At 40.1% G+C, this 13,277-nt stretch carries 11 protein-coding genes; 4 read left to right on the top strand and 7 right to left on the bottom strand.

What is annotated here, in order from left to right; all coding sequences use genetic code 11:
- Window positions 1–123 precede the first annotated feature (123 nt).
- Entirely contained in the window at window positions 124–2,583 is a 2,460-nt protein-coding gene (locus MR041_RS13965; RefSeq protein ID WP_242094873.1) for a T9SS type A sorting domain-containing protein, read from the bottom strand.
- A gap of 156 nt (window positions 2,584–2,739) precedes the next feature.
- Window positions 2,740–4,383 carry an alkaline phosphatase PafA gene (gene pafA, locus MR041_RS13960; protein ID WP_242094872.1) on the bottom strand — a complete coding sequence of 548 codons (1,644 nt, stop codon included), beginning with the start codon at window positions 4,381–4,383 and terminating at the stop codon, window positions 2,740–2,742.
- A gap of 107 nt (window positions 4,384–4,490) precedes the next feature.
- On the opposite strand from pafA, the gene MR041_RS13955 reads away from it, so the two are divergent.
- Together MR041_RS13955 and MR041_RS13950 are read left to right on the top strand one after the other, a co-directional pair.
- Window positions 4,491–5,228, top strand: a complete 738-nt coding sequence (locus MR041_RS13955) for an MlaE family ABC transporter permease (protein WP_242094871.1) — start codon at window positions 4,491–4,493, stop codon at window positions 5,226–5,228.
- Window positions 5,228–5,995: an ABC transporter ATP-binding protein gene (locus tag MR041_RS13950; RefSeq protein ID WP_242094870.1), complete on the top strand. Its 768-nt coding sequence runs from the start codon at window positions 5,228–5,230 to the stop codon at window positions 5,993–5,995. The genes MR041_RS13955 and MR041_RS13950 overlap by 1 nt, the downstream gene beginning before the upstream one ends.
- 17 nt (window positions 5,996–6,012) lie before the next feature.
- On the opposite strand, the gene MR041_RS13945 is transcribed toward MR041_RS13950, so the two are convergent.
- The 3 genes from MR041_RS13945 to MR041_RS13935 all read right to left on the bottom strand — a co-directional run bounded on the left by MR041_RS13945 (window position 6,013) and on the right by MR041_RS13935 (window position 9,260).
- Window positions 6,013–7,476: a DUF389 domain-containing protein gene (locus tag MR041_RS13945; protein ID WP_242094869.1), complete on the bottom strand. Its 1,464-nt coding sequence runs from the start codon at window positions 7,474–7,476 to the stop codon at window positions 6,013–6,015.
- 2 nt (window positions 7,477–7,478) lie between these two features.
- Window positions 7,479–8,558, bottom strand: a complete 1,080-nt coding sequence (locus MR041_RS13940; RefSeq protein WP_242094868.1) for a mannose-1-phosphate guanylyltransferase — start codon at window positions 8,556–8,558, stop codon at window positions 7,479–7,481.
- A gap of 105 nt (window positions 8,559–8,663) precedes the next feature.
- Window positions 8,664–9,260 carry a SprT-like domain-containing protein gene (locus tag MR041_RS13935; protein WP_242094867.1) on the bottom strand — a complete coding sequence of 199 codons (597 nt, stop codon included), beginning with the start codon at window positions 9,258–9,260 and terminating at the stop codon, window positions 8,664–8,666.
- Window positions 9,261–9,590: 330 nt separating this feature from the next.
- Between MR041_RS13935 and MR041_RS13930 the strand changes: the two genes are divergently transcribed.
- Entirely contained in the window at window positions 9,591–10,358 is a 768-nt protein-coding gene (locus tag MR041_RS13930; RefSeq protein WP_242094866.1) for a DUF6090 family protein, read from the top strand.
- 53 nt (window positions 10,359–10,411) lie between these two features.
- Here MR041_RS13930 and MR041_RS13925 read toward each other — a convergent pair whose 3' ends face one another.
- On the bottom strand, window positions 10,412–11,095 hold the full coding sequence (locus MR041_RS13925) for an SDR family NAD(P)-dependent oxidoreductase (protein ID WP_242094865.1): 684 nt from the start codon (window positions 11,093–11,095) through the stop codon (window positions 10,412–10,414).
- A complete protein-coding gene (locus tag MR041_RS13920; RefSeq protein ID WP_242094864.1) occupies window positions 11,088–12,023 on the bottom strand; it encodes a M28 family metallopeptidase in 936 nt (311 codons plus the stop codon). The genes MR041_RS13925 and MR041_RS13920 overlap by 8 nt, the downstream gene beginning before the upstream one ends.
- 146 nt (window positions 12,024–12,169) lie before the next feature.
- Between MR041_RS13920 and MR041_RS13915 the strand changes: the two genes are divergently transcribed.
- A complete protein-coding gene (locus MR041_RS13915; RefSeq protein ID WP_242094863.1) occupies window positions 12,170–13,276 on the top strand; it encodes a nickel-binding protein in 1,107 nt (368 codons plus the stop codon).
- Window position 13,277 lies beyond the last annotated feature (1 nt).

The raw sequence follows: 13,277 nt of genomic DNA, 5'->3' as shown, positions 1-13,277 counted from the left end.
TCGACATACGCAACCGTTTTAAGATGCATACAATGCGACCACCTGACTGATCGACAGGCTGCTACTTCATTACCTTCAACCTCTGTTTTTTAAATACCCCAATCTCAATTTACATATAGTGAGTTAGTCAATTACTAATCCTTTGACAGCAGTCGCCCCGGTCTCGAGGTTGGTCACTTTTACAAAGTAAAGGCCACTGTCTAAATCATCCACATTCACCTCCTGTATTTTCGATAAACCGCTAAAAGAAACATTCTGGTTATACAATCTTGCACTTCTTAAATTGTACAGGCTTATATTCAGGTTTTCACCACCAAAATTGTTTAGATTGATACTAACCAATCCCTTCGTCGGGTTTGGATATAGGGCTATTTTACCAGACGCTGCAGCTTCCAGGGTTATGGTAATGGCATTTGAGAGGCTGAAGCATCCTGCTAGGCCGGACACCAAATGATCGCCTTCATCCGGAGCGTTAAGGCCCTCCAAACCATCCGCATAACTCAGGTGCCATAGTTTATTGACACCGGCTTCCGAACCATCGAAATCCAAATCTGTATAATTCGCAGGCAAAGCCAGGATTACGGTAGCATCCTCATTGGTTAATACCCAAGCCGAATTGGTTCCTATTTGACCTTCCAGGGTTATGGCACCATCCGCTATGGTATCGGCTGTTTCATCTCCTACTGTAAAGCTAAAGTTGTTATCTTCACCACCTGTAATAGTCCCTCCATGAACCCCAATTCGGGTGACCTGAATTGCATTGGACAGGCTAAGGCATCCGGATAATGCGGAGACATTGTTGCCGACTTCGGCACCTGTCAACCCATCTTCGAAAGCGATATGCCAAATTAAACACACCCCATCTCCTGCCTCTTCCAAATCGAATGGTGGGCCTTCAGGCAAGGCTAATATTTCGGGATCATCGGCGTTGTCCGTTATGACCCATGCCATGTTATCACCCAACAGATCACCTGTTACTTCAACATCGAAGGCATCACTGACGCCATCTCCTGCACAAATCTCTATTTCCGTACCACCATCATTGGCAATGGCTATACTTCCGGCATTAACCCCATTTCTTATGACGGTTATGGCATTCGATAATACATAACAGCCCATCAATGCTGACACATTATTACCGACTTCTGCACCTGTCAATCCATCTTCAAAGGCAATATGCCAGATCAGGCATGTGCCGTCACCCGCACCTTCCAAATCGAATGGTGGGCCATCAGGTAAGGCCAATATTTCGGGATCAGCGGCATTGTCTGTTATGACCCAAGCTATGTTATCACCCAAAAGATTGCCGGTGACCTCAACATCGAAGGCATCACTGACGCCATCTCCTGCACAAATCTCTATTTCCGTACCACCATCATTGGCAATGGCTATACTTCCGGCATTAACCCCATTCCTTATAACAGTTATGGGATTCGATAACACATAACAGCCCATCAATGCAGACACATTATTACCTACTTCTGCGCCTACCAATCCATCTTCAAAGGCAATATGCCAGATCAGGCATGTGCCGTCACCCGCACCTTCCAAATCGAATGGTGGGCCATCAGGTAAGGCCAATATTTCGGGATCAGCGGCGTTGTCTGTTATGACCCATGCCATGTTATCGCCCAAAAGATCACCTGTTACTTCAACATCGAAGGCATCACTGATGCCATCTCCCGCACAAATCTCTATTTCCGTACCACCACCATTGGCAATGGCTATACTTCCGGCATTTACCCCATTTCTTACAACTTCTATGGGATTCGATAAATCAAAACATCCCATTAACTCCAGAGCATTGGTAAGCCCATCGAGACTAACGTTCTCGGCATAACTTAAATGCCATATCCAGTACGTGCCGTCGCCATCGTCTTCAAAATCAAAACTATTATCCATAGACGTCATGACAATATCATAATTCGTTTCCGTAACGACCCAAATCATATTGACGCCCGCTCCTCCATTGGCACCGGTCACATTGACAGCGAACAGATCTGAATGGCCATCACCGGCACATATTTCAATTTCTGTTGACCCATCGGCTAAAGAAATCGTTCCACCTTCAGGTTGCTGAATCAATTTTACCTCTATATAATTGTCTGAAATGTCAAATTTACCCCTTAAATCTGATAAGTTTTTGATATGCTTGTGCCAGAAAGGATGCACTAGTGGTTTCATACCATTATAGGATATATGATACACTCTTAAGGTCCTTTCCTCCTCCTCATTATTGAAGTCGAACGTAGGCGTCTCAGGTAGATACAGTATATTATCCCAATCGTCGGTGATGACCCATTGCTTTAGCCGCCCTGAAGCCCCTTCAACATGAAAATTAAAAACATCTGGTTCATCATCTCCAAAGCAAGCTTCAACATAATCCAATCCATCAACCGTACTCACGGTACCACCTTCTACAGTCGCATTTTCATTGGCGTTATCGTGACCCGTATCACTGGCATTCGAGTTTTGGGCCTGCAAGGCCAAAATGCTCAGCAGGGAAAAGAGGAGAACAAATAGCAATTTTTTGGATTCGCTATACAGAAGATTTGAGGGTAAAACGTGTACTTTTTCTTTCATAACTAATTGATTAATAAATTAATAGGATACAAAAAAATACGAATAAAAAGAGAATTATCAGCTATTTAAGATTTTAAATGCAGATAAATTCGATAAGCAGTTACAGGCGGTTCCATATGAGTCGGAAATGCCCTCCAAGCCCATTATTTGTATGGACTATTCTAACACGAAATCCAGGGGTTGACCGATAGCAGCATTTGGAAAACTAATCCCTAAAAGAGCGGACATCGTTGGTGCAATATCGGTTATTTCTGTTTTTATATGCGTCGATCCCTGCATGATGCCCTTTCCAAAAAATAAGAGCGGTACGTGGGTGTCATAATTAAATCCGCTGCCATGTGTTGACCCTGTTTTAGGATAGGATATAAAGGCCGGATCAGGAACAATCAATATGTCGCCTGACCGTTTTTGATTAAACCCCTTTTGTAAAAGTGCTTCAATGCCTATTGTAAATTCGGAAGTACTCATGGTCGTTGCAGAATAGACCTGATAAACATGAGGATAGTTGATTAATTCATTGACTATCCTTTCCTGAACCTCCTCTAATTTAAGTCCCATGGTATGAACTAATCTTCTGTTCAAAAAAATTTGATCATTGCTAATATTTTCAATTAACTCGGCAGAATTAAAAGTTTGTTCCATGAAAGATTCGAATCTCCTCCTGGTTTGCGCATGATTTAAATACCCAGCAGGTATTTTAACGGATTGTAAGTAGGCAGGAACATTGACTGCCGCGTGATCAGCCGTTAAAAATAAGGTATAATTATTTTTACCAACATAATCATCTAAACCTTTTAAAAGACGCTCTAAATCCTTGTCTAGACGAATATAGGTATCCTCTATCTCCTTTGAATTAACGCCAAAGTTATGCCCCACATAATCCGTACTGGAATAACTAACTGCGAGAATATCGGTAACAGCATCTTGCCCCAGGTCCTCACCAGTCAATGCTGCCAATGCAAAATCCGTTACCAAATTGTTGCCGTAAGCCGTTGTCTTCAGGATATCGAAACCACCGTTAGCATCTTTGAGCTTATCCAAAGGATAGGGAAAAGTGGCAGAATCCTTTCCGTTAAAGCCTCTTTCATACGCATTCAAATCTAACCCACTTTCTGTATAGGTGCTAATGTCGTGAAAGGTGTTCCATTCGGTTAAATACTTCGTTACGCTATGTTCTGCATTAAATAGTTTTACCCAGTTCGGTAATTCATCCATATAATGGGTACTGCTTATCCAAATACCTTCCTCTCCACCGTGAAACCAGTAAGCTGCATTGGCCGTATGCCCGGCAGGTAATACAGCCCCTCTGTCCTTCAAGGAAATGCCTATGGTCTTGCCCTTTCCTTGAGTAAACAACCTGTTTTCATCCGCAAATGTCGTAGTCTTTAAGCGGTGGGGCGACATCTGCCCAGAAGAGGCATTGGTCCCAACAGATCGTATGGAAGTATCTCCTACGCAATACACGGTTTCCTTAAGAATTTTATCATACCAATCATTTCCAATGATACCATGATATTTTGGCGTTGTCCCGGTATAGATAGAAGCATGTCCCGGTCCGGTTTTAGTAGGAATGTAATTAAAGTGATTATTCTTGCAATTATACCCTTCACGCATCATGCGTTTAAATCCACCTTCACCATATTTATTATAAAATCGGGTTAAATAATCATACCGCATCTGGTCCACAACAATGCCCACCACTAACTTAGGATTCGTTTCATTTGATGACACTTTTGGGTTTTGGTTACAAGACCAGAAGAGCGTTAAACACAGAATTGGTATCGCCGTATATTTTAACATAGTAAGTCATATTGAATGGCCAAAAATACCATTTTTAATCATCATAATTGAAAAATTAGGTGTAATTACCTCCAAGTTTTTTTACTTTAGCGCTAACATTTTTTTTTATGACATACCTGCATAATATTGGGACCTATTTTTTAATGATTGCTGAAATGTTTCGTAAACCGACCAAATGGTCTGTTATGCGAACACTGATCTTTAAAGATATTAACGATTTAGTTATCTCCTCTCTCGGAATTATTGCTTTCATTTCCTTTTTTGTTGGTGGTGTTATCACCATTCAAACGGCCTTAAATATCAGCAATCCCTTAATCCCGAAATATTTGGTGGGTTTTGCCACAAGACAATCGGTGGTATTGGAATTTGCACCTACTTTTACTTCGATTATCATGGCCGGTAAAGTGGGGTCATTTATCACATCCAGTATTGGCACCATGCGTGTTACGGAACAAATAGATGCCTTAGAGGTTATGGGTATTAACTCGATTAACTATCTGGTGTTCCCGAAAGTCATTGCGCTGTTGTTTTATCCTTTTGCAATTGCCATTGGTATGTTTCTGGGAATTTTGGGTGGCATGGCGGCCTGTATCTACGGAGGCTACTCCTCAGTACCGGATTACATTCTTGGACTTCAAACGGATTTCGACAGCTTCCATGTGATCTATTCCTTTATTAAGACCTTTACTTTTGCATTTGTACTGGCCACTATACCGGCTTATCATGGCTATTATATGAAAGGTGGCGCACTTGAAGTGGGAAAAGCCAGTACGACCTCCTTTGTTTGGACCAGTGTGGTGATCATACTTTTAAATTATATTTCAACCGATGTAATGTTAGGCTAATGATAGAAGTTAAAGATTTGCATAAATCGTTCGGCGATGCTCATATTTTAAAGGGCATTACAACGACTTTTGAAAAGGGTCATACCAACCTGATTATTGGACAAAGCGGATCGGGTAAAACCGTTTTTATAAAATGCCTGTTAGGGCTTTTCACCTATGAATCCGGTTCTATTTCCTATGATGGAAAAATATTTTCACAGTTAAGTGAAGACCAAAAACGTGACTTACGGTCCAAAATCGGGATGGTTTTTCAAGGCAGTGCCTTATTTGATTCGATGACCATTGCGCAAAATGTGATGTTTCCGCTTCAGATGTTTACCAAAATGAGCAAAAGTGAAATGGAAGATCGTGCGGATTTTGTTTTGAAACGGGTCAATTTAGCCGATGCCCATCATAAAATGCCAAGTGAGGCCTCCGGAGGTATGCAAAAACGGGTGGCCATTGCAAGGGCCATTGTCAATAATCCGCAGTATTTATTTTGTGACGAACCGAACTCGGGCCTGGATCCTAAAACAGCAATAGTCATAGACAATCTCATTCAGGAAATCACCGATGAATATCAAATCACCACCGTTATCAACTCCCACGATATGAACTCCGTCATGGAGATCGGTGAAAAGATCGTGTTTTTAAAGAATGGACACAAAGAATGGGAAGGATCTAAAGATACCATTTTTAAAACGGATAACGAGGCCGTTACCGACTTTGTTTACTCCTCGAATTTGTTTAAAAAAGTGCGGCGCATGTATCTGGAGGAAAATCAATAACCGCCGTATTGGTTCATTTAATTTTCCCGTCTTACAATTAAGGTATCTAATTTTAACTTTTGCTTCAGCCATTTTTCCAGTTTTTCATGGTCTTTCTGCCGCAGTTCTTCCTTGGCCAGGGAATCGATCCACTTTACGGAGAAAACTGAAATGGTATCCATTTTTGAGAAATTGGAATTGATCACGTTAGCGTAGGAAAACTGTTCAATGGTTTCGTAGTTAATTTTAACCTCCTTCACCAATTCTTCAAAAGCAATATAATTTTTTTCCAGCTTGGACAACTGTCTCACCTTGTTTTCCAAAAAATTTATTTTCTCGGATTGCGATAGCAGGTCCAAGGAATCTCGCGTTCTCAGTTCTTCCATGTAGCGCAGGTTGTCTATATTTCTGGATCTATTCTGATTGATCAATAAACGACTGTTCGCCAATGCCCGGTAATCTTTCATACGATTTTCCAATAAAGCGATCGTTGATTCGGGTATTTCGTCAAGACCAAAGGTATTCAATTCAATCATGGACCCGGCCTCCCCATTATAACGGTACGTCGCATTGTTTTTTAGGTAATCGGCGTGAGGCAAAGTGCTCAATTCATTGCTTACAAAGGCTCGGGCATCTCTATTAAAATTGCTTTCACTCAGCACATTTAAGAATGTCCATACCGCTGGTACCATAACGACAACCGCCAGCAAGGTGGCCATTCTTGATATAAATAGCCGCTTTTTTGAATTGACATATTTCAACATTGGAAACCTCAGCAGTTTTAAAACAACAAAGGTCGCCAAGGCAATGAAAATCGTATTTATGGTGAACAAATACATAGCCCCTCCGAAGTAAACCAGGTTACCTTTTGCTAATCCATAACCCGCGGTACACAGCGGTGGCATTAATGCTGTTGCTATAGCCACCCCAAAAATTACTGAGGCAATCGTTCCTTTTTTCGTGCGGGCAATAATAAGTGCCAAACCACCAAAAAAAGCGATAAGCACATCACGAATATCGGGACGTACCCTGCCTAAAAGTTCTGAGGTATCCTCACTGAGTGGAAATAACCAAAAAAACAAAAAAGCGGTTATTAAACTCAGGCTAATCATAATGGCCAGGTTAATAAGCGACCGCTTCAGTGTATCTATGTCATTGATGGCAATGGACAATCCCACACCCAAAATGGGGCCCATGAGCGGTGATATTAACATGGCTCCGATAACCACTGCTGTTGCATTGGCATTTAGGCCAATGGAGGCTACAAATATGGAACAGACCAGTATCCAGGCCGTTGCTCCCTTAAATGAAATATCACCTTTAATGGCCGCAATAGTGGCGTCCCTGTCCGTATCCTCCCGGAAATCCAATAGATCACTGAAAAATCGCTTGACACTTTTAAATAACCCTTTGGCATCCTGCTTTACGGCCTCCTTGGATTGCTCAACATTACTGCTATTCGAAGGTTCGTCTTCTGAAAAGTTAAACTTGGACTCTGTCATAGTTAGCCATATTGTTCTCCAAATCGGTCTTTTACCTTTTGAAGTGTTTTTTTAATATCCTGCTCTTTTGATTTAGGAAAGATAAGCAAAACTTCCTCTTTATCAACAATTATATAATCCCGAATGCCATCAATTACCACAATTTTATTGTTTTTAGTGCGGATCATATTTCCGGTAGCCTCATCGGCCAGAGTTCTGGCATTTACAACAGCATTGTTGTCCTCATCCTTCTTCAATTTATCATAGAGACTTCCCCAGGTTCCGAGATCGTTCCAATCGAACTCTGCCGCAATTACAAATACATTATCCGATTTTTCCATAATGGCATAATCTACCGATACATTTTCAGCCTTGGGATAATTATCCTGAATAAAATCGGCTTCTGCAGGTGTATTATACGACCTTATGCCGGTTTCGAACAGTTGATATAATTTAGGCTGATTGTTTTTAAAGGCTCGGACCACACTTTTTACACTCCACATAAAGATACCCGCATTCCATAAAAAATTACCTTTTGCAATAAAGTCCTTCGCAGTTTCATAATCGGGTTTTTCCCGAAATTGGTGTACTTGTTTGATCGTAGCTTCAACATGTTTATCAAACTCGATATAACCATACCCCGTATTGGGGAAGGTAGGCTTAATTCCCAGAGTAACGAGGGCATCATTGTTTTTACAGAAGTCGAAGGCCTGCCGGACATTATTTGAGAAACCGATTTCGTCCTCAATCCAGTGATCGCTGGGTGCAACGATCATTACAGCATCCGGATTTTCCTTTTGAATTTTCAATGTGGCATATAAAATACAAGGTGCCGTATTTCGCATGGCAGGCTCCAAAACCACTTGTTTTTGGGTGACTTCAGGTAACTGTTCAAGCACCAATGCATTGTAGCGTTCATTGGTTAGAATGTAAATATTTTCCTTTGGAATGAAGTGCTTTAACCTTTGAAATGTTTTCTGAATCAGGGTTTCTCCCGTGCCCAACATATCGTGGAATTGCTTTGGAAATTCCTGAGTACTTACCGGCCAAAATCTTGATCCCACGCCTCCGGCCATGAGTATCGCATAATAATTCTTTTGCATAATCTTTCGTTATTCAGAACATCCTTTTGAATTTCCAGGTTTTCGAGGAATGAGTAATAAAGATTAAAAAATAATCCGTTATTAATCCTCAATTCAATAGTCCGTTCAATTTAATAATTCGACCTCCGCATTCGGGTTAAACAAATATAACCTTCCTGTTTTCACCTCTACGCATTCATAACGCTTCACACGTTTGTTGCCTCTTTTAAAAACTTTACCATTATAGAGTTTAAAAGAGCTTCCGTAAGGTACATCGAAAATATACGTTTTATTATTGGGTTGGTCAAATTGTTTTAGGGCCAATGCTAATTTCATATCAGTATCGCTGCTGGCTTTTGGGTTTTTAAAGTGATTTGCTAAAAGCGGCAACAGTGTCGTTGGAAAGATATCCGGATTTAGAAAGGGCAACATCAGACGCTGAAACGTGCGTTTCCATTCTGCTCCATGAGGTTTAATAAAACGACCATAGGTGTTAAAGGCTTCGAAATGTGCCACTTCATGAATGAGGGTAATTAAAAATCGATATTTATTGAGGTTTGAATTGATCGTAATCTGATGCATTCCATTGTGTAACGGCTTATAATCGCCATGACGCGTTTTGCGCTCCTGTTTTATTTTAAGGACCAAATGGTCATGCTCTAAAAGAGCCAAAACTTGAGCCACCGCTGATTCTGGAATATAGTCCTGAAGCCTATTTTGCATGGCAGCAAAAATACAGTAATTCTTTAATTAAATAGACCGCATTCACAGCCTATTAGCTAATCATACAAAAAAATTTGAAGCTGTGATTCGCGATCATGTAAAACATAACTTTCGTAATTGGGACTTCATTAAGATAAAAGATGAAATTCTACTATTCCTTTGATATGTTTTGAAAAGGTTATCGAGCACGTGTTCTTTAACCTGTCCTTGACAAACGGAACATCTGTCCTCATAAAGGTTTTCCAGTTTTATTTACTAAATTAGTCACCGGACCCCAAGGCATAAAAGATGCATAAAAAATAGTACTCAGTGATAACAACTATCTGATCGATGATTAAATTCTTCAGACACATACGTAAACGCCTGCTTTCAGAAAACAAGTTCAGTAAATATGTCCTCTATGCCATCGGAGAAATCGTTCTCGTTGTTATCGGAATTTTGATTGCGCTTTGGGTAAATAATTGGAATGAGGCGCGCAAGGAACGTCAATTGGGACACGATTTACTCTTAAGAATACAGCGCGATCTGGTAAAGGATACCGTTAGTTTCCATGCGGACATTGTTCGTAACACTACATTGAGGGCGGACCTAAAGAGGGTACTCGTTGATCTGTATGATGGTATAGATGGTATGGACGAGGTTCAAACCATGAGTACCACATGGGATCTTTTATTGGATCAGGCCTTCTCACCAAATGATAATACCTATAGAAGCATGTTGAGCTCAGGAACCTTGGGGCGCATTCAGAATACCGAATTAAAGGAAGAAATTCTTGATTTATACAGTACCTATGATCAAACGCAAACGCTATTGTTATCCATAAGTGACTGGATGATCGGCATTGCCTCTAAAATGGATTCGGAAACTAATTTTATTAAATTTGGAAGTACTGTTTCCGATATATTCACGACTCATGACATGTTTAATGAGGACGATTATGCATTCTTGAATAAAAAAGAGAGTCCTGAGTTTAAATTGTTTGTTAGAGCTCTCTCTTCAGTGGCCTTTTATCAAAAAGTAAACAACAGCTACAGACTGGCTTTAATTGAGAAGTGTCGTGCTGTACTGAAATCGATTGAAAAAGAACTCAATACCTAAGTAAGCTGCTCATTTAAAAGCGATACATGATGTGGTATATTGTGGTTTATTAATTACGGCGTAGAACGCGATACCTGTAATAACTTACCGTTATAAAAGGCATTACCGTCAAGGGCAAAGTCAATGATATACCGAGCCATTTCTTTTGCAGAGATCGGTGCCTGGTAGCCAGGAAAAGCCTCTTCCAACATTTCTGTCTGTACGGCTCCCAAAGCCAAAACATTGAAATCGATTCCGGAATCTTTAAATTCTTCTGCCAATACTTCCATAAGGGTGATCACTGCCCCCTTACTCGAACTATAGGCTGTTAACCCGGGAAACTTCGCACTGCCCTGTACGCCTCCCATAGAGCTTATGGCAAGCACATGGCCTCCTGAATTCATAAAGGGCAACACCTCTTTTGTAAGTTTTGCCACGCCGAAGACATTGGTCTTATAGACCTTCTCAAAATCCTCCGTGGTTAATTCGGTAAATGGTTTATTGATCAATAAACCCGCATTGTGAATTACAATATCCGCGTGTTCCCAAGCGGTCTTAAGAAAATTGACAACCTGTTCATAATCGGAGACCCTGCTCAAATCAAATGCCAAACTGGTGATATTGCTTAAGTTCAACTCCTTTACCGGCCGATCGTTTCTTGAAAGCGCTAATACCTTATGTCCGGCCTCTGCAAATCCTTTGGCCAACTCAAAGCCAATACCTCGACTGGTACCTGTAATAATTACGTTTTTACTCATTGTATAAATATATTTCTTGTGTTGGAGCATTAATCATACCTTCTAATGCGGGAATCATTTTACTTATAAAGTCCGTCATGTGATCAAAATCCATTTTATCGGCTTCGTCATCAACATGGTGATAGTAGTTGTAATTCGTAAAATCGAAAGTTGATATGGCATGGGCCGGAATTTTGAATGTCTTATAAAACGGATAGTTGTCTGATCTCATAAACAATTGATACTGCTTCGACTGAGGAAAGAATCCAATAATCTCGCTCCCGGCATATGTGTTGAGTTTTTCAGCCATATTAGAAATTTCAAAACCGGACATATAGGCCATAATTTCATGCTTCGATCTGGGCACACCGATCATTTCAATATTTATCATGGTGTACAGGTTCACATTCACTGATTTTAGCCTATTTGCTAAATGTTCGGAGCCTTTAAGACCCATTTCTTCAGCGTCATACAAAGTAAACAAAATACTGCGCTTATTGCTTCTCGCCTTCGAAAAGTATTTCGCCCATTCCAAAACCGCTATAGTACCTGAGGCGTCATCATTGGCCCCATTGGCAATAGCATCGCCATTTATTTCATTGAGCAAACCGATGTGGTCGTAATGCGCCCCTAGAATTACAAACTCTCGTTTCAAGAGATTGTCGGTGCCTTCCAAATAACCGACTACATTATATCCCATAACATCTTTAATTTTAAAACTATCTCTAAACGTTTTAAAATACGGCTTTATACCGTTTCTTTTAAATTCACCTTCAATGAAAACAGCAGCTTTTTCCAGTCCTGGGGTCCCTGTTTTTCTGCCGGCTAAATCATCTGATGCAAGATAGCTAAGGTTCCGCTTTATTTCAGTTAGTTCCGGCGCTTCGGTCTTTGTGCTTTTACATCCTAAAATAAGTGCAAGACAAAATAGCAATATGAGCTTTTTCATAGAGAAGGTTAAAAATTTTAAAGATAAAAAATTCCTGAGGTCGAACATGCATTATTTTAATGATATCGTCTTAATGCTTTTGTTTTTTAAAGAACGCATTCTCAACATATCTTAAAATTTATTAACTTGTATAAAATTTTTAATCTATGCCAATTTACATGGATCGGCATGAAGTTCCGGAAGGTACGACTGCAGAAACTTTAGCCGAGATACATCAAGAAGATTTAAAAATTGAACATGAATTCAATTGTCGGGGATTTACCTATTGGTTCGATGAGGAGAGAAACCAAGTATTTTGTTTAATAGAAGCACCCCATAAACAGGCCATTATTGACATGCATCGCAAGGCTCATGGCGATGTTCCCAATAAAATTATTGAAGTGGACCCGACTATTGTCAATTCCTTTTTAGGAAGAATATCTGATCCTGAGAAATCACAGAATACTGAATTAAACATTATTAATGACCCTGCCTTTAGGGTGATTATGGTTCTTGAAACCAATAATTACTTAAATCGTGTTGAAGCCGACCAATATTCCATCTTTAACCAGAAATTCCATAAGAGCATCACCAAGACCTTCGAGAAATTTGAGGGTCGTATTGTAAAACAAAATAATAATGTCTACATCGCGTCCTTCAAATCGGTTACGAATGCCGTTTTTTGTGCGCTAAAGGTGAGGTCAAATTTCAAATACATCACCCCTAAATTTGAAGATCATGACCGTCTCTTGAGTATTGCTATTAATGCTGGCGTTCCGGTATCTGCTGAAAACACAATTTTCGAAGAAACAGTTAGCCTGGCTACCCGAATGTGCGAGCATTTAAAATATCAGATTGTGATCACCCAAGAGATCAAATCACTTTATGAGAGCGAAAACCGAAATGCATTTGTCGACAATGATCTTATTTATACCCTATCGCTTGACGAGCAACATTTTTTAAACCGGATAATGGATTTTATTGATTCGCACTGGCGTGATCCGGAATTGGATGTATCCCGATTCAGCCATGCCCTGGGCTACAGCAAATCACAATTATATAGAAGATTGACTAAATTAACTGGAAAGTCGCCAAATAACTTTATTAGGGACTACCGTTTAAATAAAAGTTTAAAAATGTTACATGAACAACGCGGCAACGTTTCGGAAGTTGCTTTTCAAACCGGGTTTAATAGTTTAGCTTATTTTTCAGAATGTTTTAAACGCAGATTCAATATTCTTCCCTCCAAGTACATTCAACAACATACCTTCTAGT

The organism is Aestuariivivens sediminicola (genome assembly GCF_022662015.1).
GTDB lineage: Bacteria > Bacteroidota > Bacteroidia > Flavobacteriales > Flavobacteriaceae > Aestuariivivens > Aestuariivivens sediminicola.
The sequence above is the reverse complement of the archived record's forward strand: the minus strand, read 5'-3'. Positions and strand labels throughout refer to the sequence as shown.

What these genes read in the sequence shown, in the direction of transcription:
- MR041_RS13940 (WP_242094868.1), bottom strand. Translation starts at nt 8,558, where the DNA reads ATGCAAAAGAATTATTATGCGATACTCATGGCCGGAGGCGTGGGATCA.
- MR041_RS13935 (WP_242094867.1), bottom strand. Translation starts at nt 9,260, where the DNA reads ATGCAAAATAGGCTTCAGGACTATATTCCAGAATCAGCGGTGGCTCAA.
- MR041_RS13965 (WP_242094873.1), bottom strand. Translation starts at nt 2,583, where the DNA reads ATGAAAGAAAAAGTACACGTTTTACCCTCAAATCTTCTGTATAGCGAA.
- MR041_RS13955 (WP_242094871.1), top strand. Translation starts at nt 4,491, where the DNA reads ATGACATACCTGCATAATATTGGGACCTATTTTTTAATGATTGCTGAA.
- MR041_RS13925 (WP_242094865.1), bottom strand. Translation starts at nt 11,095, where the DNA reads ATGAGTAAAAACGTAATTATTACAGGTACCAGTCGAGGTATTGGCTTT.
- MR041_RS13945 (WP_242094869.1), bottom strand. Translation starts at nt 7,476, where the DNA reads ATGACAGAGTCCAAGTTTAACTTTTCAGAAGACGAACCTTCGAATAGC.
- MR041_RS13930 (WP_242094866.1), top strand. Translation starts at nt 9,591, where the DNA reads ATGATTAAATTCTTCAGACACATACGTAAACGCCTGCTTTCAGAAAAC.
- MR041_RS13920 (WP_242094864.1), bottom strand. Translation starts at nt 12,023, where the DNA reads ATGAAAAAGCTCATATTGCTATTTTGTCTTGCACTTATTTTAGGATGT.
- MR041_RS13915 (WP_242094863.1), top strand. Translation starts at nt 12,170, where the DNA reads ATGCCAATTTACATGGATCGGCATGAAGTTCCGGAAGGTACGACTGCA.
- MR041_RS13950 (WP_242094870.1), top strand. Translation starts at nt 5,228, where the DNA reads ATGATAGAAGTTAAAGATTTGCATAAATCGTTCGGCGATGCTCATATT.
- pafA (WP_242094872.1), bottom strand. Translation starts at nt 4,383, where the DNA reads ATGTTAAAATATACGGCGATACCAATTCTGTGTTTAACGCTCTTCTGG.